The organism is Pseudahrensia aquimaris (assembly GCF_042676045.1).
GTDB classification, from domain to species: Bacteria; Pseudomonadota; Alphaproteobacteria; order Rhizobiales; family Rhizobiaceae; genus Pseudahrensia; species Pseudahrensia aquimaris.
Genome location: NZ_JBHTJV010000010.1, coordinates 180,550 through 200,521 on the forward strand (window position 1 = coordinate 180,550; position 19,972 = coordinate 200,521).

Sequence of the window (19,972 nt, forward strand, 5' to 3'; positions counted from 1 at the left end):
ACCTACACCGCTTGCAGCCACGGTGTGGTTTCGCGGCGGCCAAGCCCCAAACGGTCGGACAGGTCGCGCTGCGCCATATCCTTGATGACGCTCAGGATCACACCCCGTTCCGCTTCGCCGTCCCTGATCTGCTGGTCACAATGCGCCTTGTCCGGCAGGGCAAGCTCATAAGGTTCGACTGCATACCAGAAGCCTTCGTAATCCATCGGGGCGAGCCAGTCTTCGGTGTCTTCTACGTATCTGAATTGTTTCATGAATTCAGGATACCAGATCGGCTGATGTGCTTCCAGGATTTTCGAAACCGGGAGGTGTCAGCATGAGCGATACTTACACCGAACAACTGCGCCAGACCTTCGCTGTTGCCGCTCTTAACCGCGAAGCGCGGCTCAATCTGAGCGGAAACGAATGGCGGCAGTATCGGGACATCCATGATGAGTTCACCAAGGCAAGAACGTATCTCATCGAACGGTATGAGGCCGAATACGATACCCGTATTGAAGCAGCTAGAAAGCGGCTGATCGATCAGGCTGCGGGCAAAGACCGTGCATTCACCTACCCGCATGTCGGACGCGACCGTTTCGACAAGTCTGCCATCGACCGGCAGGCCCGACGCGAGGTTCGGCGGGAGCATCTGGGCGACATACGTCAGCTGGAACATCGCGAGCGGGAAACCAAGGACGCATTTCTCGATGATTGCACCCACCGGCAGGACTTGAAGAAAGACGTCAAACGCGACTTCCGCAATGCCACCGACCGGCGAAAGCTCATCGACCGGCGCAAACCCCAACAATGGCGTAACCGGCCAAGCCGAAAGCGCGACCGATGAGACGCGCCATGAAATCGACAGCCAATGACCCTGCCAAGTTCACGTCGATGCGCCAATGCTGCCGACTAAGGCAGGCATCATGGCAGCAGATGAGAAACGAAATTAGCAACAATATTGCGCCGTTTCTTGTTGAATATCTAGGAATATTTGCCTATTATGTTCACTATTCGTTCACGTCAAACAGAAAAGGAGAAAACACATGAACATGTACTATCACCCCGATGAAGCCGAACGCGTTGGCCAAGCCCGCGAAAGCTTCTCAGGACGGTTGCTGACCGATCCGCAATTCGAAGAGGCCATTGCCATTACCGGCATTATCGAAACCGAAATCAAGCACTCCGGCACGTTCAAGGAGAAGCTGACCGATTTCGCGCATGCTTTTGCACGCACGCAGAAGTTCGATGTGATGAAGGCGGAAACCACGCTGCGTGATTTGTTCAAGGCCCGCACCGGTCACACCATGAACCAGATGCGCGAAGAACTGATGGCCAAGGAAGAGAATTTGCCTGAAGCCGTTGATGATCGCGCCAAGGATGTCACCCGCGATATCCGCGACATGATTAAGGACGGCAATAAGATGCCTTTCCACCGCGCTTACGACTATCAGGCCGGTGTATTGGCGAGCGAGTTTGACATTACCAATGCCGGGGCCAAGCGCATCATGACCGATGTGTTCCGCCAGAATGCCGAAGGCGAGCTTTATGATTGGGGCAAGGATCTGGAGGAAAAATACTATCGTCCGCAGATCGAAGCTGAGAAAGCCGAGCGTCAACAAAGTCAGGAGAAACCGGCGCGCGGTCGCAAACGCACTTCGTCCCGGTCGAAAACTCGGACGCGTTCCCGCCAGCCGGCTTGATTGGGGGAAATTCGATGACGGTGATAGCGGACCAAAAGCAATTGAGTGACGAGACTGAAACGGTTGATGAGAAGCGCGGCACCACGCCGACGCTTCTCATCGACTACAAGAAATATGAGTCGATGCTCGATGAGTCCGATTTATCCGAAGATCAAAAACGCGAGTTTCTGGAAACGTTGTGGTCGGTCATTGTCGGCTTCGTTGATCTCGGCTTTGGCGTCCACCCTCTGCAACAATGCGGCGACGGCGATTGTGAGCAACATCTCGATTTGTCGAGCCTGATGGCGGATGACGTGGTATCGTCTTTCAAAGGCATACCAAAATATGAATTTACCGAAGCTGCGGATCGTCCAACTGACGCTCACGCGGAGAGGAAGGAGTCATGAGCGGCGAAGATCAGAAAATTAACATCGAAAGGGCGGCAATCATCTATTGCCGCGTCTCATCGAAGCGGCAGAAGGATCAGGGAAGTGGATTGGACTCCCAAGAGCACCGCTGCCGTGAATATGCCGCGTCAAAGGGTCTGAACGTCGAAGCCGTGTTCCCCGATGACGTGAGTGGCGGTGGCGATTTTATGAAGCGGCCGGGGATGGTTGCACTTCTGGCATACCTTAACGCGCAGGTGGATAAGCGATACGTTGTCATCTTCGATGACCTCAAGCGTTTCGCGCGCGACACGGAATTTCATATCAAGCTGCGGCGCGAATTGCACAATCGCAATGCGACGGTCGAGTGCTTGAATTTCAAATTCGAGGACACTCCCGAAGGCAAATTCATCGAAACGGTGTTTGCGGCTCATGGCGAATTGGAGCGTGAACAAAACGGTCGGCAAGTCATCCAGAAGATGAAGGCTCGCGTCGAACAGGGCTTCCACGTCTTCCACGCGCCCTTTGGTTACCGATATGAGAAGTCAAAGAGGGGTGGCAAAGTGCTGGTTCGTGACGAGCCGGTTGCTTCAATCGTGCAAGAAGCACTCGAAGGCTACGCCTGCGGACGGTTTCAAACCCAGGTCGAAGTACAAAGATTCCTAGAGAGCAAACCAGAATTCCCGAAGGACTTTCCAGACGGAACCATTCGTCCATGGAAGGCAACGCGCGTTCTCACGCGTCCCGTTTATGCAGGCTACGTCCATGCTCCAAAATGGGGAGTGTCTTTGCGAGAGGGTCAGCACGAAGGCCTGATCTCGTTTGCGATGTACGAAAGAATTCAAGCCCGCTTGAACGAGGGCGTACTGGCTCCGGCGAGAAAAGACATCCGTGAGGATTTCGTGCTTCGTGGGTTTGTCGAATGTGGTGACTGTCACCGCCCGCTGACCTCTTGCTACTCCAAGAGCAAGACAGGCGCGCACCATCCTTATTACCGATGCTACCACAAATCTTGCCAGAGCTACGGTAAGTCGATCCGTCGCGACAAGATTGAGGGCGAGTTCGAAGAGCTTCTGCAAACCATGCAGCCGAACGCAAATGTGTTTCAGATTGCACGCACGATGTTCAAGGATGCTTGGGATCAAAGGTTGGCACAATCCAACCATGCGCTCGATGGACTTAAAAAGCAGATCGCTGCAATTGCATTGCAGGTAGGCCGGTTGATCGAGCGAGTACTCGACACCGACAACCCGAAAATCGCGGCTGCTTACGAAACAAAGATTGCACAACTCGAAAAAGACAAAATGATTGCGACTGAAAAACTGGCAATAAACGGCAAGCCGAAACACACCTTTGATGAAATGTTTGAACTCGCATTGGAATTTCTCTCAAGCCCTTGGAAACTATGGGAATCCGGCAACCTGCACCTGCGCAAAATAGTACTCAGATTGGCATTTACGGAGCGAATTCCGTACTGCCGTGAAAAGGGTTATTTGAACCCAAAAAAATCGTTACCGTTCAGAATGTTAGGAGACATGCACATGGCTGAAAAAGAAATGGTGCTGTTGGGGAGATTTGAACTCCCGACCTCCTCATTACCAATGAGGTGCTCTACCCCTGAGCTACAACAGCTTTTGCGCAAGCGAACTTGCGTTTGCTCACGCGCTATTGCCACAAGGTCACAAGGCTTGCAAGAACCCATCGTAACTGTCGTAAATCAAGTTGGGAAAGCCTCTAGTGCCGGGCCTTGGTGAGGAGCGTCCATGAGTGGTTCGAAATCAGGAAAGTCTGACGTCGCCAAAGCACGAGAAGATAGGCTGCGAGCGCAGCTGCGCGAGAATTTGCAGCGCCGCAAACAAAAAAAGCGGGCGCTGAAAGCCGCACCGACTGCGGATAGCGCACCCAATGATGCGGCTGGTGAACCAAACGATCCTCCACAGGATTAATCCTCTTTTGACCGCAGCCTTGCCGCATTTTTGCGCTTCCGCTAGGACATCGCCACCTTGGGCACGCTTTCGGCGCTGTCCGCTTTCTCAATGCCTCGCTTGCGGCGGGTTGGATCAGGAAATCTCATGGACAGCATCATCATTCGCGGCAACGGCACGCTGAACGGCGCAATACCGATTTCAGGCGCTAAAAACGCAGCTCTTCCTTTGATGATTGCGTCGCTGCTATCGAGCGAACCACTGGTGCTTGAAAACGTACCGCGTTTGGCGGACGTGGAGGCATTGAAGGATATTCTATCAAACCATGGTGTTGATTACCGCGTGGGTGGCAAACGCCCCGGCGATGCGGTCACCACTGGCCGTCGCATTTCCTTTCGGGCGGAAACAATCGTCGACACCACCGCGCCTTATGATCTGGTGCGCAAAATGCGCGCTAGCTTTTGGGTCATCGGGCCACTTTTGGCTCGTTGCGGCGAAGCAAAAGTCTCTCTGCCTGGCGGTTGCGCCATCGGCACGCGACCAATCGATTTATTCATCGAAAGCCTCAAGGCGTTGGGGGCGGAGATCGACATTGATGCCGGATATGTGAGTGCGAAAGCACCAAACGGCTTAAAAGGAGCGCACTACACGTTCCCCAAAGTCTCTGTCGGCGCGACGCATGTGATGTTGATGGCAGCATCATTGGCACAAGGCGACACAATCATCGAGAACGCCGCGCGGGAGCCAGAAGTCGGTGACCTCGCTACCTGCCTGAACGCGATGGGCGCAAAAATCACGGGTATCGGAACATCGACACTGAAAATTCAGGGCGTAACTTCGCTGCATGGCGCGACGCACCCCGTTTTGCCAGACCGTATCGAGACCGGCACGTTCGCTGCCTGCGTTGCCATGACCGGCGGCGATGTGATGTTGCAAAACGCTCGCCCGGAGCTTTTGCAAAACGCGCTTGATGTATTGAAACAGACTGGCACCAACGTCGAAATCCTCAACGAAGGCATTCGCGTGAGCCGCAATGGCGGCGACATTCACCCGGTCGATTTCACAACCGAACCTTTCCCAGGCTTCCCCACCGATTTGCAGGCGCAATATATGGCGCTGTTAACCCGCGCTAAGGGCGTGAGCCACGTCAAAGAGACCATATTTGAAAACCGCTTCATGCACGTTCAAGAACTCGCTCGCCTTGGTGCAGACATTGCAATCGATGGCCAAATGGCGACTGTTACCGGCGTTGAACGCTTGTCTGGTGCGCCCGTAATGGCCACCGATTTGAGGGCGTCTATGTCATTGGTTATTGCGGGTCTCGTCGCGGACGGGGAGACGGAAGTGAACCGCGTCTACCATCTCGACCGCGGTTTTGAACTGCTGGAAGAAAAGCTCTCTGCCGTTGGTGCGGATATCAAGCGGGTCTCCGCTTAGTCACCATCAACTGCCGCGTCGCTATCGGGGTGCGTGGTTTCAAGATGCTTTGGAGCGACTGTTCCAACAGCAATTCATCGCTGCCAGCATTGGCTGACATTGCCATCACTTCGGCCACTGCAGACGTCGTCAGCGAAAGCGCTTCTGCTGTGGAATCGCCGCGCAATATATGACCCAGCAAAAGTGCGGCTGTCAGATCCCCCAATCCGTTTGGGGGGCCGTCGAGCAAAGTGTGTTCTGCAACCAGCGCCCTCGTGCCATCCAGCATCAGGTTCGCCGTCGCGCCTTCACGAAGAGCGGGACTGGAGGTCGCCAACACGAGCTTCGGCCCTAAGGCTTGAGCGGAGGCCAAAGTTTCGTGTTGTTGTGTTGCTCGCAAGTGTCCCGTCAACCACCCAAGTTCAAATCCGTTGGGCGTTGCGATATCGGCCAGCGGCAACAGGGTGTCGCGCATCGCCTCAGCCTGCGCTTGCGGTATGTAAAGCGCATCACCGTCACCCAGCACGGGATCAAGCGTGTAGCGTGCCAGTGGGTTGGCTCGCTTAACAGCTTCAACCAACGACGCTACAGGCGCGACCTGTTCAGCATTTCCAAGATAACCGCTTAACACCGCACCAACTTCACCAAGCCAAGGCGCATTCTCCAGATCAGCCAGCATTGCAGCAAAGCTCTCTGTCGGTGGCACGATGCGCGTGGCGGGCCCGTGTCCGGGATGCCAAGGAAGCGTGATTGTCGGCACGGTCCAAACTGGGAAGCCCATCACTTCCAGCGCCAGCGCCGCTGCACGGTTGCCCACTGTGCCGCGCACAACATGGCTGGAGATGACGATGACGGCTGGTCGTGTGCTCATGGTGAGAATTCCCACTGATCCCTTAGCCTGTGGTAGCGCAAAGTGAGAGCTTCACCAAAGGGGCATGGATGTTTATTGTGTGCCTCACAAATTGATATTGTGGAATTTTCAAATGGCCCACTCCGTGACGCAACCTTCTTACGACCAGCCAGTGAAACGATCCTTGCGAATGGCGGTAATCGTTCTGGCGGGTTTGGTGCTGGCCTCATGCGGGGTCAACAACATCCCAACGTTTGAGGAAAAGGCGCGCGCCGCTTGGTCTCAGGTGCAAAATCAATATAAGCGCCGCGCGGATTTGATCCCCAATTTGGTGGAAACTGTCAAAGGATTCGCCGCCCAAGAGCGCGAAGTGCTCACCGCAGTTGTCGAAGCGCGTTCCAAAGCAAGCTCTGTGCAGATCACGCCAGACATGCTCACCAACCCCGACGCTATGCGAGCTTTTGAACAAAATCAGGCTGCTTTGTCTGGCGCGTTGTCACGGCTTTTGGTGACAGTGGAACGCTATCCGGAACTGAAGTCCAGCCAGAATTTCCTTACATTGCAATCGCAGTTGGAAGGCACCGAAAACCGCATTTCCGTTGCTCGTCGGGATTATATCGAGGCTGTGCGTATCTATAACACTGAGTTGAAAACCATCCCGGGCCGTTGGTGGCGCAGCCTTATGTATCCCGAGAATCAAGAGATGGCTTCCTTCACGATTTCTGAAGAAGACGCGAAAAATCCTGAAGTGAAATTCAACTGACTCGCCCGATGACCATCGTTTTGCTCCGTTTGAAAGCGGCCACGGTCCTGTTGGCTTTGCTCTGCGGTTTGTGGATCGCTGTGCAAGCTAACGCACAAGGAGCCTTCCCTGCCTTGACGGGGCGCGTTGTGGACACCGCAAACCTGCTCACCCCGGCACAGGAAAGTGCACTCACGGCCAAGCTGTCTGCCCATGAAACGCGTTCTGGCCAGCAAGTTGTAGTGGCCACAATCCGCTCGTTGAACGGCGATGATATTGATGGCTACGCAAATAAGCTGTTCCGCGCATGGGGACTGGGCGACAAAGAACGAAACGACGGCGTTCTGTTTCTCGTTGCTCAAAATGATCGTAAAATGCGTATTGAGGTGGGTTACGGCCTTGAGGGGGTGCTTACCGATGCTCTCTCAGCCTACATAATTCGAACCGCGATTGTTCCACCGTTCCGACAGGGCAAGTTCTCCGTTGGAATTGAGCAAGGCACAACTCAAATTTTAGATGTTTTAACCAGCGATGCGGCAGCGCTGGAAGAATGGCAAACGCGCTCAAAACCTCGTGTTACGCGCAAGAACAATCAACAATATTGGCCGACAGCCGTGATCTTCGGCTTGTGGTTTTTGTTCTTCGCAGTGCCACCATTAGGCACTGCGCTTGCCAAACGGTTCGGCAAGAAACTTGGGCCAAATCGTTACGAATGGCTGGGTATGGAGTTCAACACGGCCAAACGCCGGCGCCGTAGCGGCACCACTTCTTCTGGCGGAACATGGATTGGGGGGTCTGGCGGTGGAGGCGGCTGGTCTTCGGGACGCAGCGGGGGCGGTGGCTTCAGCGGCGGCGGAGGATCCTCCGGCGGCGGCGGTGCATCTGGTGGCTGGTAGGAAAAAGCGATGAGTGAAGAACCCAGCAGATTGAGCGAAGAAGAGCACGCGCAGATAGCGCAGGCCATCCGTGACGCAGAAACGCGCACCAGCGGAGAAATTTTTGCCGTAGTGGCACGTGCGAGCGATGATTATTTCTATGTTGCTGCAATGCTTTCCGGCTTCTGGTCCATTGCCATCGGGGCAGCATTGGCGCTTGCCGCCTGGGCATTGGGCGAACCATTATCATCGCTGGCACTTATGGCTGTTGTTGTGTTGAGCCTTCTTATTTTTCTCGGCTTCTTCCACTTCTTCCCCGAGCAGCGTCTTGCCTTCATTCCCCGTTCGGTCGGCTATCGGAGAGCCTCTTCCAATGCTGTGAGACAGTTCTTGGCCCACGGCATCCACGAAACCAATGACCGCTCTGGCGTGCTGTTGTTTGTGTCGCTTGCAGAGCGCTACGCTGAAGTGGTGGCGGATGCAGGCATCAACGCGAAGGTTGATCAAAGCGAGTGGAACGCGATGGTGGCTTCTCTCATTACACACTCCGCGAAAGATCAGGTGGCGCAGGGATTTCTTGAAGCCATAGACCAAGCTGGCGCGTTGCTGGCGCAGCACTTTCCGCCGGTTGAAGGCGAGAAAAACGAGTTGGACGACAAATTGATCGAGCTCTAGACGATTCAGCCAAGGGCGGCAGGTTGGACGCTCGGTTTGCTCTTGTGATCGTACGTCGAAACCCATACATCCACCGCAACGCATCGGGCTAAGCTCAACGAACGCCGACGGAGACTACGAATGTTTGCGGTTCTCAATCTGATCAATACGGTTTTGACGCTCTATATTTATGTGATTTTTGCCATGGTCGTCATGTCGTGGCTGTTCGCGTTCAACGTCATCAACCCACGCAACCAGTTTGTTGCCGCTGTCGATCGGGTTGTGAATGGGCTGACGGAACCTCTTCTGGCGCCCATTAGGCGCTTCATGCCGAATTTGGGCGGGATCGATATTTCGCCTATCTTGCTGCTGCTAGCGATTTTCTTCCTGAGAGACTTTATCTCGAAAGATCTGCCAAGATACCTGATGTAAATGCGTTAAAAACGCGATCAATTCCAGCAGAACGCAATTTTCTTGAGCGGCTTGTCGTCAAACGTCTCTGAGCCTTCCGCCAGATCTTGACCACCAGCATTGCGGTAGAATTCCATTGCAGGGAAATTTTCTTCCAACACCCAAACGACCGCGCCCTTCATGCCGGAATTTATGAGTTCTTGCCGCGCAGCGAGAAACAGCTTTTTTCCAAGGCCAACGCCTTGGTATTCCGGCAGAAGATATAGCTCATAAATCTCGCCGTCTTGCGGCAATGCCGAAACTCTGTTCGGGCCCAGCGTTGCATAACCAACGACCGTATCCTGGTCTTCAATCACCACAATACGTGTGGAATGACGGATGGCCCGCGCCCACCAGCTTTCATCGCGCCGAGCGATCATACGGTCCAAAGCCTTGTGTGGGATTATGCCGCTGTATGCCATTCGCCACGAATGGGCATGGACATTGGCTATGCCAGAAGCGTGATGCGGGGCCGCACGGCGGGCGTCTATCGATAGAATCTTCATGAGGAGAAGGCTACTTAACGAATGATTCACCAACAAGGGCTGGAACGATTTCAAAGGTTAATTCGCACACCTAAACCGCTCGCCTGTTGAAAACCTGTCGCCGCGTGACGTTTTCCTGATCGCGAAAGCCAATTCGGTGGTTCAATCTGCGGGAAACGAACACCGAGGCAGCCATTATGAAACTGCGCGACATTGAAACCTTTATCGTCGGCAATCCACCGCCATCCTTTGGTGGTCGCTATTTCTTGTTCGTCAAAGTCACCACCGATAACGGGATTGTCGGCTACGGCGAAATGTATGCAGCAAGCATCGGGCCGAAGGCGCAGGTAGCTGCTGCTGAAGACCTGTTCCACCGCCATGCGGCCGGCCAAAGCCCGTTTGACATTGAAATGCTGTTTCGCCGGTTTCATTCATCCGGCTTTTCTCAACGCCCCGATCCAACCGTCATGGGCGCGTTTTCCGCTATTGAAATGGCGTGTTGGGATATCGTCGGCAAAGCGCTGGAGAAACCCGTACACCAATTGCTCGGCGGCCTGGTGAACCCGCGCATCCGCACCTACACCTATCTCTATCCCGACGAGAGCCAAGACCCGGCGACGTTTTACAACGATCCAGATCTGTCCGCCGAACGCGCAGCAGTGTACCAGAAGCAGGGCTTTACAGCGCTTAAGTTTGATCCCGCTGGCCCCTATACGATCAACGATCCGCACCAACCTGCAATGATCGACCTCGACCGCTCCGAGCGCTTCTGTAAGGCGATCCGCGAAGCCGTGGGCACGAAGGCTGACCTGCTGTTCGGCACCCACGGCCAGTTTACGCCTTCAGGCGCAATCCGCATGGCGCAGCGTCTGGCACCCTATGAGCCGCTTTGGTTTGAGGAGCCGACGCCGCCGGAATTGCCGGAAGAAATGGCCAAAGTGGCCCGCGCCTCCAAAGTGCCGATTGCTACGGGCGAGCGATTGACCACCAAATACGAATTCGCCCGCGTTCTGGCCTGCGGCGCAGCTTCGATCTTGCAGCCTGCTTTAGGACGGGCAGGCGGTATTCTGGAGGGCAAGAAAATCGCGGCATTAGCAGAGGTGCATTACGCGGAGATCGCGCCGCATCTTTATTGCGGGCCTATTGAAGCACTGGCGAACATTCAGCTCGCGGCCTGCATCCCAAACTTCCTCATTCTGGAGGCCATACAGACTTTCGGCGGTTTCCACGCTGAACTTCTCGACCACCCAATCCAGTGGGAAGACGGTCACGTGATCCCATCAACGCGACCCGGGCTGGGCCACAACCTCAACGAAGATGTTGCCCGCGCAAACCCATATGATGGCGACCGCCTGCACTTGGAGATGCAGGACACGCCTTACAATTATTCATCAGAAAACCGCTTTGCCGGGGGCTGAGCAAACACCGAGGACACGTCCATGAAAGTTGGCTTTATCGGCCTTGGCAATGTCGGCGCGAAACTTGCCGGATCGCTGCTGCGCAACGGTTTTGACACCACAGTGCGCGATCTCGACAAGACAGCCGCACAGGCCTTTCTCGATGCCGGTGCGAGCTGGGCGGAAAGCCCCAAGGCGATGATGGAGGTTTGCGATCTCGTCATCACATGCCTGCCATCGCCCAAGGCGGTGAGCGCGGTGATGGAAGGCGAGGATGGGATTCTGCAAGCCATGGGCGCAGGCAAAATCTGGGCTGAAATGTCGACCAACGATGTGGAAGAGGTCAAACGCCTCGCCGCATTGGTGGAAGCCAAGGGCGGCTCCGCTATAGAATGCCCCGTATCCGGCGGATGCCACAGAGCGGCCACAGGAAATATCTCGATATTCGCTGGCGGTGATCGCGCCACTTTCGAGCGCATGTTGCCACTGCTCACGACACTGGGCCGCCGGGTTTTGCACACAGGTGAAATCGGCACGGCGTCAACGCTAAAAGTGATGACCAATTATCTTGCCACCGCAAACCTGCTGACAATGTGTGAAGCGATGGTGACGATGAAAGCGGCAGGCATGGACATGGCGACAACCTACGAGGCCATCACCATTTCGTCTGGCACGTCCTTTGTCGCTGAGACGGAAGGTCAGGTGATCTTGAACGGTTCGCGCGATATTTCCTTCACGATGGACCTTGTGAAAAAAGATATCGGCCTGTTTCAAGAAATCGCTGAACGCCACGATGTCCCGCTCGAAATATCGCCGCTGATGGTGGAACTGTTTGACGATGGCATCGCCCGCTACGGCCCGCGCGAACTGTCACCAAACATCATCCGCAGGCTTGAAGACGCGACCGGCTTGTCGATCCTAGCTGATGGCTTTCCTGCTGAAATGACGGATGATGAGCCGGAAGCGCAGGGGTATGAAGTGGTTCCACGTGGGGGTGCGCGGCGTGCTTAGTTTTCTTCAACTGCACCGCAGCAATGTGGACGCATTGGGCGGCCTGACTATTGCGGCTTCGCAACAGCACTTGTTGGCCCCCAATTCCGAATGGATCGCACAGGCTGCGTTCAATCCTGAGTCGATCACATTTGGCGTATTTCAAGATCATGACCAGAAGGAAGTTGGAATGATCTCACTGATCGACCCGCGGTTGGTGCATGAAGAAGAAGATTTAGAGCATTTCCAGCAGGGCTGCCTGTATGTCTGGAGGCTGATGATCGCAGACAAATTTCAAGGTAAAGGTTACGGCAAACTCTCCATCGAATTTGCCCAGGCTTACGCAAAGGCTATTGGTTTGGGCGGTGTTTCGCTCACAACGATGGATAAAGAAAAAGATAACGCGTTGCCGTTTTACCAACGCCTGGGTTTTCAGCCGACCGGCCGTCGTCTTGATGATGAAATCGAATTAATATGGCGGCAGACCGGCTAACTATTTAGCCAAGGCCAACATCACATCGTCGCCTGAGATCCTGCCTACTGCGCGTCCATTTTCCTCAATGATGACCGGATTGCCGGTTGTCACGAGTGCGGTCATTAAGGCTTGCAGAGGCGTGTCCGTCGCGGCGCGAGCGATGTCGCCCTTCTTCAATGGTCCATGAATTCCTTTCGCGGCCTTGGGCATGGCGGTGCGCTTGCGGACGACGATTTCCGCCGCTGTTAGCACCGATAGCGGGTTCATATGAGCGACGAATTCCGCGACATACCCGGTTGCCGGATTGAGGATGATTTCTTGAGCTGTGCCTGTCTGGATAATGCGTCCGCCTTCCATAATGGCGATGCGGTTGCCGATTTTTAGCGCCTCATCAAGATCGTGCGAGACGAAAATGATCGTGCGCTTTAGCCGCTCTTGAAGGTCCAGTAGGTCGTCTTGCAGCTTGTCGCGGATCAGCGGATCAAGCGCTGAAAACGGTTCGTCCATCAGCAAAATGGGTGCGTCCGTGGCGAAGGCACGTGCGAGGCCGACTCGCTGCTGCATTCCGCCGGACAATTCAGATATCAGCCGGTCGCCCCAATCGGAAAGACCAACCAATTCGAGTTGCTCGTCCACCTTTTGTTGCCGCTCGCCCAAGCCAACGCCAGCGATCTCCAATCCAAAACCAACATTGTCTCGTACTGTGCGCCAAGGCAGAAGGCCGAATTGCTGAAACACCATCGCAACGCGTGTCTGGCGCAGCTTGCGCAGGGTGGCGCGGTCGCACGATTGCGGATTGACGGTCGATCCGTCCTCCATGCGCACCAATGCCTCGCCGCGAATAACAGGATTCAGGCCATTCACTGCCCGCAGCAGAGTTGACTTACCGGAGCCTGATAGGCCCATTAGCACGACGATTTCGCCGACATTCACATCCAGCGAGCATCCTGCCACGCCGAGCACTTGGCCGGTTTGTTCCTGTATTTCCGGTCGGGTGAGCCCTTGGTCGATCAGTGGCAGCGCCTGCTTTGGTTTATCGCCGAAAACAATGTCGACGCCACGAAAGGAAACGATGGGATCGCTCATGCCTTCTCGCTCCGGCGCAACAGGCGGTCAAGAATGATGGCGACGACCACAATGACAATCCCTGCCTCAAAGCCAAGCCCGATATTCACCGTGTTCAACGCCCTCACAATTGGTATGCCGAGGCCATCGGCGCCAACAAGCGCGGCGATCACCACCATGGAAAGCGACAGCATGATCGTCTGGGTCAAGCCGGCCATGATTTGCGGCATGGCCGAGGGTAATTCCACCTTCCACAGCAATTGCGTGCCGGATGCGCCAAAGGCCTGCCCAGCTTCGATCATCGCTTTGGGTGTCGACGAAATGCCCAATTGGGTTAGCCGGATGGGTGCAGGAATGACGAACACAACGGTAGCCACCAGACCCGGCACCATGCCCAGGCCGAAGAAAATGATCGCGGGAATGAGATAGACAAAAGTCGGCAGCGTTTGCATCAGGTCAAGCACGGGTCGCGCAAACGCATAGGCGCGGGGGCGGTGGGCGAGATAGATGCCAACGGGAACACCTATCGCCATGCACACCAGCGCAGATGCAAGAACCAGCGTCAACGTCTCCGTTGTTTCTTCCCAATAGCCCTGGTTGATGATGAACAGAAATCCGAGTGCTGTCAGAAGAACCATCCAGATGGAACGGTGCAACAACCAAGCTGCCAAACAAAACGCTGCGACCACAATGAGCGCGGGTGGCGTTTGCAGCACCGCGAGAATGAGTGCGATCACTCCTTCCAGCACGCTCTCAATGGCATCAAAAACAAAGGCCGCGTTGTCAGTGAGCCAGTCGACCCCATCGCGAGCCCAACGGCCAACGGGTATCTTGTTGTCGGTCAACCAGTCCATAAAAACTCCGCCCCTTTTCGCTTTCAGCTTTATGTCACGATGATCATTGGCGAAAAACCCCACCGGCGTATTTGTTGGTGAGCAAAGCTTTGATCAAACGAAAAAGGCCACACCTTGCGGCGTGGCCTTTTTGAGCAAGTGGATTGGTGAAGGGCCTTACATGCCCAGCATTTTCTTCACAGCTGCGTTAGCGTCGCCGCCATCAACGGTTTTCACACCCTCAACCCATGACATCACGGTGTCAGGATTCTTCTTCATCCACGCAAGAGCGGCTGCTGGCGGCTCCGTGCCATCGTTCAAAATCGCGCCCATGATCTCGTTCTCCATCGCGAGCGAAAATTTCAGGTTTTTCAGCAAAGCGCCGACGTTAGAGCATTTCTCAGTGTAGCCAGCGGTCGTGTTTGTATACACTGTTGCACCACCAAGATTGGGTCCGAAGAAGTCGTCACCGCCTTCAAGATACCCCATTTCGAAATTTGCGTTCATCGGATGCGGTTCCCATCCCAAAAAGATGATCGGCTCGTCTCGTTTTGCTGCCCGCGCCACTTGCGCCAGCATGCCCGCCTCGGACGATTCCACAACCTCAAAGCCTTTCAGCCCGAAGGCGTCTTTGTCGATCATATCCTGAATGATCCGGTTCCCATCGTTGCCCGGTTCGATGCCGTATATTTTGCCCTCTAAATGGTCCTTGTGCTGGGCGATATCGGCGAACGTCTTGATGCCCATATCCATAGCCTTCTTGTTGACGGCGAGTGTGTATTTCGCGCCTTCAAGATTTTCGCGCACCGTGTCGACAGTTCCTTCGTCACGGTATTTGGCAATATCGCCTTCCATCGTCGGCATCCAGTTGCCAAGGAAGACATCAACATCGCCTTTAGCCAGCGAAACATATGTGACCGGAACGGAGAGCACTTTGATGTCGGTCTCATAACCGAGCGCTTGCAGCACGTTGGTGGTTGCCGCAGTTGTGGCGGTGATGTCGGTCCAGCCCACATCAGAGAATGTAACAGTCTTGCAGCTTGCATCTTCGGCGAAGGCTTGCGTGGCCAGCGACGTGGCCAATGCGGCGGCCAAGGTTATGGATTTGAAGAGTTTTGACATGCGAGTCTCCCGTGTGAGCGAACAGCTTTTGCAGCTGTCTCTTTTGTTGAAATCACAGGAAAGCGGATAAAGTGCGCACGATCAAGGTACTTCACGAACGCGCTGGCTTATCGAACTTCCGATTGAATCCTAGGCCATTCCCCAATAGTTTCCGCTGGGGGCAACAATGGGGCGCAAGGCAATGGTTAAACAGCCGAACTTTCTGATTTTCATGGTCGACCAATTGAACGGCACGCTGTTCGATGGCGGTAAGCCTGCGGACTTTTTGCATGCGCCAAATCTGCGAAAGCTGTTTGATGAAGGCGTTGGCTTTTCCAGTCATTACTGCGCCAGCCCGCTCTGCGCCCCGTCGCGTGCAGCGTTTATGTCTGGCCTGCTGCCGAGCCGGACCGGCTGCTATGACAACGCGGCAGAGTTCCCCTCCAGCTTCCCAACTTTCGCGCATCACCTGCGCCGCGCCGGATACCGCACCACGCTTTCGGGCAAGATGCATTTTGTTGGCCCCGACCAACTCCACGGTTTCGAACACCGCCCCACGACGGACGTTTATCCTGCCGATTTTGGCTGGACGCCGGACTGGACGAAACCCGATGAGCGCATTGATTGGTGGTATCACAACCTTGGCTCGGTCACGACAGCGGGCGTGGCTGAGACGACCAATCAGTTGGAATATGATGACGAAGTTGCCTTCCACGCGCGCCAAGCGCTGCATCAGATGTCGCGAGAGCGAGACAAGCCGTTTTGCCTCACGGTCTCCTTCACCCATCCGCATGATCCGTACGTGACGCGCCACAAATACTGGGATCTATATCCTGAAGATAAAATGCCCCCGCTGGCCGTTCCTGCCGTGCCATACAAGGAGCAAGACGCCCATTCAAAGCGCCTGCTGGATATGTCCGATTGGCGCAATTTTGAAACGGGCCACCAGAAAATCATCGACAGCCGCCGCGCATATTTTGGCAATATTTCTTATCTTGATGAATTGATCGGCGGCATCCTAGAGACGCTGAAGGCCTGCGACTATGATGACGACACGATCATTCTCTTTCTCTCAGACCATGGTGACATGCTGGGCGAACGAGGACTGTGGTTCAAGATGAGCTTCTTTGAAGGCTCTTCTCGCGTGCCGCTGTTGATCCATGCGCCCAAGCGTTTCAAGCCGACTACTATTGCCGAGCCATCCAGCAATCTTGACGTTTTCCCCACACTGGTCGACTTGGCGGGCTTGGAAGTGCCAAATGAAATCGACGGCATGTCGCTTCTGCCTACACTCGAGGGCAAGGGCGAGAGCCGTCAAATCATCATCGAATACGCCGCCGAAGGTTCCATTGCGCCGATGGTCATGTTGCGAGAAGGGGCCATGAAACTGACCGTCTGCCCCGTCGATGAAGACCAGTTGTTCGATATGGAAAAAGATCCGCTTGAGCTGACCAATCTGGCGCAGGATCCGGCCTACAGCGAAACGCTCGCGGCGATGCGGGCCGTGATCGACAGCGCCTACGATTTTGATGCTTTCAACGACGATGTTATTGCCAGCCAGCAGCGGCGGCTTGTTGTTTATGATGCGCTGCGCAATGGGTCGTATTACCCGTGGGACCACCAACCGCTACAACTCGCGTCGGAACGGTACATGCGAAACCACAAGGATTTGAACGTGCTGGAGGCCAATGCCCGATACCCGAAATTTGATGAGGGAAATAAGACATGAGCCACGGTGTCGAACAGTTAGAATTCGTTCAGGAAGCTGACTACGTAATTATCGGATCAGGTTCAGCTGGCTCGGTTGCTGCGGCGCGTTTGTCTGAGGACGGCAAACACAAGGTCATGGTGTTGGAATATGGCGGTACGGATTTCGGTCCTCTCATCCAAATGCCTGCGGCTCTTTCATACCCTATGAACATGAGCCGCTACGATTGGGGTTTTGGCACCGAGCCAGAGCCGAATCTGAACAATCGGCAGCTCGCCACACCCCGCGGCAAAGTGATTGGTGGCTCATCTTCAATCAACGGCATGGTCTACGTGCGCGGACACGCGAAGGACTTTGACCATTGGGACGAAAGCGGCGCGAAGGGGTGGTCTTACGCTGACGTCCAGCCCTATTTCCAACGCGCAGAAACCTCCCACGGTGGCGCCACAGGTGAGGGCAGGGGCACCGATGGACCGCTTCACGTTGGTCGAGGACCGCGCGACAACCCGTTGTTCCACGCTTTCGTTGAAGCCGGCCGGCAGGCCGGATTTGAAGTCACAGACGATTACAATGGCTTGAAGCAGGAAGGCTTCGGCGCGATGGAACAGACGGTGTGGAAAGGCCGTCGGTGGTCCGCCGCCAACGCCTATCTGAAGCCAGCCCTGCGACGCGAAAATCTCAAAATGATGAATTGCTTCGTCCGACGTGTTCTGTTTGATGGCAAACGCGCCATTGGTGTTGAAGTGCAGCGCGGTGATCGAATTGAGCGGGTGCATGCGCGCAAGGAGGTCGTGATGGCCGCTTCCTCCATCAACACGCCAAAACTGCTCATGTTATCGGGCATAGGACCCGCAGCTCATTTGCGCGAAAAGGGTATTGATGTTCTTGCCGACCGCCCCGGTGTGGGCGGCAATCTTCAGGACCATCTGGAGCTATACATCCAGCAAGCCTGCACCCAGCCGATCACGCTATATTCAAAGCTAAATCTGTTCCCCAAGGCGCTGATTGGCGCTCAATGGCTGTTTTTCAAAACTGGCCCTGGGGCATCAAACCAGTTTGAATCCGCCGCCTTTGTGCGATCCAAACCGGGTGTCGACTACCCCGATATCCAATACCATTTCTTGCCTGTTGCAATCCGTTACGATGGAACCGCTCCGGCGGAAGGGCATGGTTTCCAAGCGCATGTTGGGCCGATGCGCTCGAAGTCGCGTGGAACGGTCCGTCTGGCATCCGCTGATCCGCTTGCAAGCCCAAGCATCCGCTTTAACTACATGAGCCATGAGGACGACTTCGCGGAATTCCGTCATTGCATCCGGCTTACCCGTGAAATTTTTCAGCAAGCCGCATTTGACCCATTTCGTGGTAAGGAAATATCCCCCGGTGTCGATGTGCAAAGCGACGATCAACTCGATGAACACATCCGCAACCATGTCGAAAGCGCGTATCATCCCTGTGGCACAGCCAAGATGGGCGCGGTCGATGATCCTTATGCCGTAGTGGACCCCCAGTGCCGCGTCATCGGTGTGGAGGGATTGCGGGTGATCGACACATCAATCTTCCCCCGCATCACGAACGGTAACTTGAACGGCCCAGCTATCATGTCTGCCGAAAAGGCGAGTGATCATATTCTTGGTCGAGATCCGCTACCGCGGTCTAATCTGGAACCTTGGATCAACCCACGCTGGAAAGAGTCCGACCGCTAGACCTGGTCGTCCACGACCTCACCGTGGCTACGGCGACGCTGAAGCTCTTTTTCCGCACGCTTACGGGCGCGGGCCTCTTTCAAATCAGCGCCCAAATGATTAATTTTGCGCTGTCGTGCCAGATTAATTTGGCGCTGTCTGTCTGCAAAGCGCGCCCTCTGCTCATCGCTCATGGCATCGTAGCAATGATGGCAAGACACACCCTCGCTGTATTGCGCGTGCGCCTTATCTTCTTGACTGATCGGCATTCCACAGGCGCGGCACTGGTCATAGGGGCCGGGTACGAGGCCGTGGCCGACGGAAACGCGGGAATCGAAGACGAAGCACTCGCCTTCCCAAAGGCTGCGTTCTTGCGGCACTTCTTCGAGATATTTCAGTATACCGCCTTTGAGGTGAAAAACATTATCAAACCCCTTGGCTTTCAGGAGCGCGGTCGATTTTTCGCATCTGATGCCACCAGTACAAAACATCGCGATTTTAGTGTCGGGCGCAACGTCTAGCTTTTCATCCACCCAGTCGGGCAAATCACCAAAACTCTTGGTCTGGGGGTTAAGCGCTCCTTTGAAGGTTCCGATGCCCACCTCGTAGTCGTTGCGCGTATCCACCACGATGACATCGGGATCGGCAATCAGCGCGTTCCAGTCTTGCGGCTCCACATAGGTGCCGGCATTGCGCGACGGGTCCACGCCCTCCACTCCAAGCGTCACGATTTCTTTTTTCAAACGCACCTTCATGCGCAAAAAAGGCTGCTCGGCACTGTAGGAGAATTTGGCATCCAACTCGCCAAATTCGACATGGCTGCGCAGCCAATCCAGAAGCGCATCAACAGCTTCGTGCGAGCCGGCGACTGTTCCGTTAATACCCTCATGAGCGAGCAGCAACGTGCCCTTGATTTCATGCTCGTTGCACAACTTCGCCAACGGCGCTCGCCAGGCGTCCGGCTCGGCCAGTGTGACGAACTTGTACAGGGCTGCAATCTTGATGGCATCGCTGGTCATGGCTGTTCTATAATCTCATCCTCTATCAGCTGCCAATGCCACAAAGGGCCGATATGCACCGACGCTGGATATACCTTCTTCTTGTATGTGCGATGGCATTGGCTCTTGGCCTGATCTTTCCTGGGCCTTAACGGTTGATCATGCGTTTGCTGCGCGGTTTGGCTCAAATTTGAACCAAACCCCTTTTTCTACAAAGGCAAACCTTAACCGAATGAGTCTACGGTTCGAGATTTTTAACACAGCGTTAACCATTCCAAC

At 55.0% G+C, this 19,972-nt stretch carries 21 protein-coding genes, 1 tRNA gene and 1 pseudogene; 15 read left to right on the top strand and 8 right to left on the bottom strand.

Annotated features, from left to right (window positions below; translation table 11 throughout):
- Positions 1-2 precede the first annotated feature (2 nt).
- Complete coding sequence (locus ACFQ14_RS12625; RefSeq protein WP_377213114.1) at positions 3-254, bottom strand: hypothetical protein; 252 nt, start codon at positions 252-254, stop codon at positions 3-5.
- Positions 255-316: 62 nt separating this feature from the next.
- Here ACFQ14_RS12625 and ACFQ14_RS12630 point away from each other — a divergent pair, with 62 nt between their 5' ends.
- From ACFQ14_RS12630 to ACFQ14_RS12645, 4 genes and pseudogenes are all read left to right on the top strand, one after another.
- Positions 317-826, top strand: a complete 510-nt coding sequence (locus tag ACFQ14_RS12630) for a hypothetical protein (protein ID WP_377213115.1) — start codon at positions 317-319, stop codon at positions 824-826.
- Positions 827-1,025: 199 nt separating this feature from the next.
- Positions 1,026-1,682 carry a hypothetical protein gene (locus tag ACFQ14_RS12635; protein ID WP_377213116.1) on the top strand — a complete coding sequence of 219 codons (657 nt, stop codon included), beginning with the start codon at positions 1,026-1,028 and terminating at the stop codon, positions 1,680-1,682.
- Positions 1,683-1,696: 14 nt separating this feature from the next.
- Complete coding sequence (locus tag ACFQ14_RS12640) at positions 1,697-2,068, top strand: hypothetical protein (protein ID WP_377213117.1); 372 nt, start codon at positions 1,697-1,699, stop codon at positions 2,066-2,068.
- Positions 2,065-3,111 (top strand): annotated as a pseudogene (locus ACFQ14_RS12645) (recombinase family protein); the annotation flags it as partial. The gene ACFQ14_RS12640 and the pseudogene ACFQ14_RS12645, both read left to right, overlap by 4 nt.
- A gap of 493 nt (positions 3,112-3,604) precedes the next feature.
- Here the strand turns inward: ACFQ14_RS12645 and ACFQ14_RS12650 are convergent.
- Positions 3,605-3,679: transfer RNA gene (locus ACFQ14_RS12650), tRNA-Thr, on the bottom strand.
- A gap of 131 nt (positions 3,680-3,810) precedes the next feature.
- Here ACFQ14_RS12650 and ACFQ14_RS12655 point away from each other — a divergent pair.
- On the top strand, positions 3,811-3,993 hold the full coding sequence (locus ACFQ14_RS12655) for a hypothetical protein (RefSeq protein ID WP_377213118.1): 183 nt from the start codon (positions 3,811-3,813) through the stop codon (positions 3,991-3,993).
- Between the two features lie 126 nt (positions 3,994-4,119).
- Positions 4,120-5,409 (top strand): UDP-N-acetylglucosamine 1-carboxyvinyltransferase, encoded by a 1,290-nt coding sequence (murA, locus tag ACFQ14_RS12660; RefSeq protein WP_377213119.1) that lies wholly within the window; start codon positions 4,120-4,122, stop codon positions 5,407-5,409.
- On the opposite strand, the gene pdxY is transcribed toward murA, so the two are convergent.
- On the bottom strand, positions 5,390-6,259 hold the full coding sequence (pdxY, locus tag ACFQ14_RS12665) for a pyridoxal kinase PdxY (protein ID WP_377213120.1): 870 nt from the start codon (positions 6,257-6,259) through the stop codon (positions 5,390-5,392). The genes murA and pdxY overlap by 20 nt on opposite strands.
- A gap of 112 nt (positions 6,260-6,371) precedes the next feature.
- Between pdxY and ACFQ14_RS12670 the strand changes: the two genes are divergently transcribed.
- From ACFQ14_RS12670 to ACFQ14_RS12685, 4 genes are all read left to right on the top strand, one after another.
- Positions 6,372-7,001 (top strand): LemA family protein, encoded by a 630-nt coding sequence (locus tag ACFQ14_RS12670; protein WP_377213121.1) that lies wholly within the window; start codon positions 6,372-6,374, stop codon positions 6,999-7,001.
- A gap of 8 nt (positions 7,002-7,009) precedes the next feature.
- Positions 7,010-7,876 (top strand): TPM domain-containing protein, encoded by an 867-nt coding sequence (locus ACFQ14_RS12675; RefSeq protein WP_377213122.1) that lies wholly within the window; start codon positions 7,010-7,012, stop codon positions 7,874-7,876.
- Positions 7,877-7,885: 9 nt separating this feature from the next.
- Positions 7,886-8,530 carry a TPM domain-containing protein gene (locus tag ACFQ14_RS12680; RefSeq protein WP_377213123.1) on the top strand — a complete coding sequence of 215 codons (645 nt, stop codon included), beginning with the start codon at positions 7,886-7,888 and terminating at the stop codon, positions 8,528-8,530.
- Between the two features lie 120 nt (positions 8,531-8,650).
- On the top strand, positions 8,651-8,941 hold the full coding sequence (locus ACFQ14_RS12685; RefSeq protein WP_377213124.1) for a YggT family protein: 291 nt from the start codon (positions 8,651-8,653) through the stop codon (positions 8,939-8,941).
- Between the two features lie 17 nt (positions 8,942-8,958).
- On the opposite strand, the gene ACFQ14_RS12690 is transcribed toward ACFQ14_RS12685, so the two are convergent.
- On the bottom strand, positions 8,959-9,465 hold the full coding sequence (locus ACFQ14_RS12690) for a GNAT family N-acetyltransferase (RefSeq protein ID WP_377213125.1): 507 nt from the start codon (positions 9,463-9,465) through the stop codon (positions 8,959-8,961).
- A gap of 176 nt (positions 9,466-9,641) precedes the next feature.
- On the opposite strand from ACFQ14_RS12690, the gene ACFQ14_RS12695 reads away from it, so the two are divergent.
- The 3 genes from ACFQ14_RS12695 to ACFQ14_RS12705 are packed head-to-tail and all read left to right on the top strand — an operon-like array spanning position 9,642 to position 12,324.
- Positions 9,642-10,862 (top strand): mandelate racemase/muconate lactonizing enzyme family protein, encoded by a 1,221-nt coding sequence (locus tag ACFQ14_RS12695; RefSeq protein ID WP_377213126.1) that lies wholly within the window; start codon positions 9,642-9,644, stop codon positions 10,860-10,862.
- A 21-nt stretch (positions 10,863-10,883) separates the two neighbouring features.
- A complete protein-coding gene (locus ACFQ14_RS12700; RefSeq protein ID WP_377213127.1) occupies positions 10,884-11,852 on the top strand; it encodes an NAD(P)-dependent oxidoreductase in 969 nt (322 codons plus the stop codon).
- Complete coding sequence (locus tag ACFQ14_RS12705) at positions 11,815-12,324, top strand: GNAT family N-acetyltransferase (RefSeq protein ID WP_377213128.1); 510 nt, start codon at positions 11,815-11,817, stop codon at positions 12,322-12,324. Before ACFQ14_RS12700 ends, ACFQ14_RS12705 begins: the two co-directional genes overlap by 38 nt.
- Here ACFQ14_RS12705 and choV read toward each other — a convergent pair whose 3' ends face one another.
- From choV to ACFQ14_RS12720, 3 genes are all read right to left on the bottom strand, one after another.
- Positions 12,325-13,392: a choline ABC transporter ATP-binding protein gene (gene choV, locus ACFQ14_RS12710; protein WP_377213129.1), complete on the bottom strand. Its 1,068-nt coding sequence runs from the start codon at positions 13,390-13,392 to the stop codon at positions 12,325-12,327.
- The gene (gene choW, locus ACFQ14_RS12715) at positions 13,389-14,225 is read right to left on the bottom strand and encodes a choline ABC transporter permease subunit (protein WP_377213130.1); all 837 of its coding nucleotides are present in this window, start codon (positions 14,223-14,225) and stop codon (positions 13,389-13,391) included. The genes choV and choW overlap by 4 nt, the downstream gene beginning before the upstream one ends.
- A 156-nt stretch (positions 14,226-14,381) precedes the next feature.
- The gene (locus ACFQ14_RS12720) at positions 14,382-15,326 is read right to left on the bottom strand and encodes a choline ABC transporter substrate-binding protein (protein ID WP_377213131.1); all 945 of its coding nucleotides are present in this window, start codon (positions 15,324-15,326) and stop codon (positions 14,382-14,384) included.
- 181 nt (positions 15,327-15,507) lie between these two features.
- On the opposite strand from ACFQ14_RS12720, the gene betC reads away from it, so the two are divergent.
- Positions 15,508-17,034, top strand: a complete 1,527-nt coding sequence (betC, locus tag ACFQ14_RS12725) for a choline-sulfatase (RefSeq protein ID WP_377213132.1) — start codon at positions 15,508-15,510, stop codon at positions 17,032-17,034.
- Positions 17,031-18,716, top strand: a complete 1,686-nt coding sequence (gene betA, locus ACFQ14_RS12730; protein ID WP_377213133.1) for a choline dehydrogenase — start codon at positions 17,031-17,033, stop codon at positions 18,714-18,716. The genes betC and betA overlap by 4 nt, the downstream gene beginning before the upstream one ends.
- On the opposite strand, the gene trhO is transcribed toward betA, so the two are convergent.
- Positions 18,713-19,714, bottom strand: coding sequence for an oxygen-dependent tRNA uridine(34) hydroxylase TrhO (trhO, locus tag ACFQ14_RS12735; protein ID WP_377213134.1), 1,002 nt, complete (start codon positions 19,712-19,714; stop codon positions 18,713-18,715). The genes betA and trhO overlap by 4 nt on opposite strands.
- Positions 19,715-19,972: the final 258 nt, after the last annotated feature.

What these genes read in the sequence shown, in the direction of transcription:
- trhO (WP_377213134.1), bottom strand. Translation starts at nt 19,714, where the DNA reads ATGACCAGCGATGCCATCAAGATTGCAGCCCTGTACAAGTTCGTCACA.
- ACFQ14_RS12670 (WP_377213121.1), top strand. Translation starts at nt 6,372, where the DNA reads ATGGCCCACTCCGTGACGCAACCTTCTTACGACCAGCCAGTGAAACGA.
- ACFQ14_RS12630 (WP_377213115.1), top strand. Translation starts at nt 317, where the DNA reads ATGAGCGATACTTACACCGAACAACTGCGCCAGACCTTCGCTGTTGCC.
- ACFQ14_RS12700 (WP_377213127.1), top strand. Translation starts at nt 10,884, where the DNA reads ATGAAAGTTGGCTTTATCGGCCTTGGCAATGTCGGCGCGAAACTTGCC.
- ACFQ14_RS12625 (WP_377213114.1), bottom strand. Translation starts at nt 254, where the DNA reads ATGAAACAATTCAGATACGTAGAAGACACCGAAGACTGGCTCGCCCCG.
- ACFQ14_RS12690 (WP_377213125.1), bottom strand. Translation starts at nt 9,465, where the DNA reads ATGAAGATTCTATCGATAGACGCCCGCCGTGCGGCCCCGCATCACGCT.
- choV (WP_377213129.1), bottom strand. Translation starts at nt 13,392, where the DNA reads ATGAGCGATCCCATCGTTTCCTTTCGTGGCGTCGACATTGTTTTCGGC.
- ACFQ14_RS12640 (WP_377213117.1), top strand. Translation starts at nt 1,697, where the DNA reads ATGACGGTGATAGCGGACCAAAAGCAATTGAGTGACGAGACTGAAACG.
- ACFQ14_RS12655 (WP_377213118.1), top strand. Translation starts at nt 3,811, where the DNA reads ATGAGTGGTTCGAAATCAGGAAAGTCTGACGTCGCCAAAGCACGAGAA.
- ACFQ14_RS12685 (WP_377213124.1), top strand. Translation starts at nt 8,651, where the DNA reads ATGTTTGCGGTTCTCAATCTGATCAATACGGTTTTGACGCTCTATATT.
- ACFQ14_RS12720 (WP_377213131.1), bottom strand. Translation starts at nt 15,326, where the DNA reads ATGTCAAAACTCTTCAAATCCATAACCTTGGCCGCCGCATTGGCCACG.
- ACFQ14_RS12695 (WP_377213126.1), top strand. Translation starts at nt 9,642, where the DNA reads ATGAAACTGCGCGACATTGAAACCTTTATCGTCGGCAATCCACCGCCA.
- choW (WP_377213130.1), bottom strand. Translation starts at nt 14,225, where the DNA reads ATGGACTGGTTGACCGACAACAAGATACCCGTTGGCCGTTGGGCTCGC.
- betA (WP_377213133.1), top strand. Translation starts at nt 17,031, where the DNA reads ATGAGCCACGGTGTCGAACAGTTAGAATTCGTTCAGGAAGCTGACTAC.
- ACFQ14_RS12705 (WP_377213128.1), top strand. Translation starts at nt 11,815, where the DNA reads ATGAAGTGGTTCCACGTGGGGGTGCGCGGCGTGCTTAGTTTTCTTCAA.
- pdxY (WP_377213120.1), bottom strand. Translation starts at nt 6,259, where the DNA reads ATGAGCACACGACCAGCCGTCATCGTCATCTCCAGCCATGTTGTGCGC.
- betC (WP_377213132.1), top strand. Translation starts at nt 15,508, where the DNA reads ATGGTTAAACAGCCGAACTTTCTGATTTTCATGGTCGACCAATTGAAC.
- ACFQ14_RS12680 (WP_377213123.1), top strand. Translation starts at nt 7,886, where the DNA reads ATGAGTGAAGAACCCAGCAGATTGAGCGAAGAAGAGCACGCGCAGATA.
- ACFQ14_RS12635 (WP_377213116.1), top strand. Translation starts at nt 1,026, where the DNA reads ATGAACATGTACTATCACCCCGATGAAGCCGAACGCGTTGGCCAAGCC.
- murA (WP_377213119.1), top strand. Translation starts at nt 4,120, where the DNA reads ATGGACAGCATCATCATTCGCGGCAACGGCACGCTGAACGGCGCAATA.
- ACFQ14_RS12675 (WP_377213122.1), top strand. Translation starts at nt 7,010, where the DNA reads ATGACCATCGTTTTGCTCCGTTTGAAAGCGGCCACGGTCCTGTTGGCT.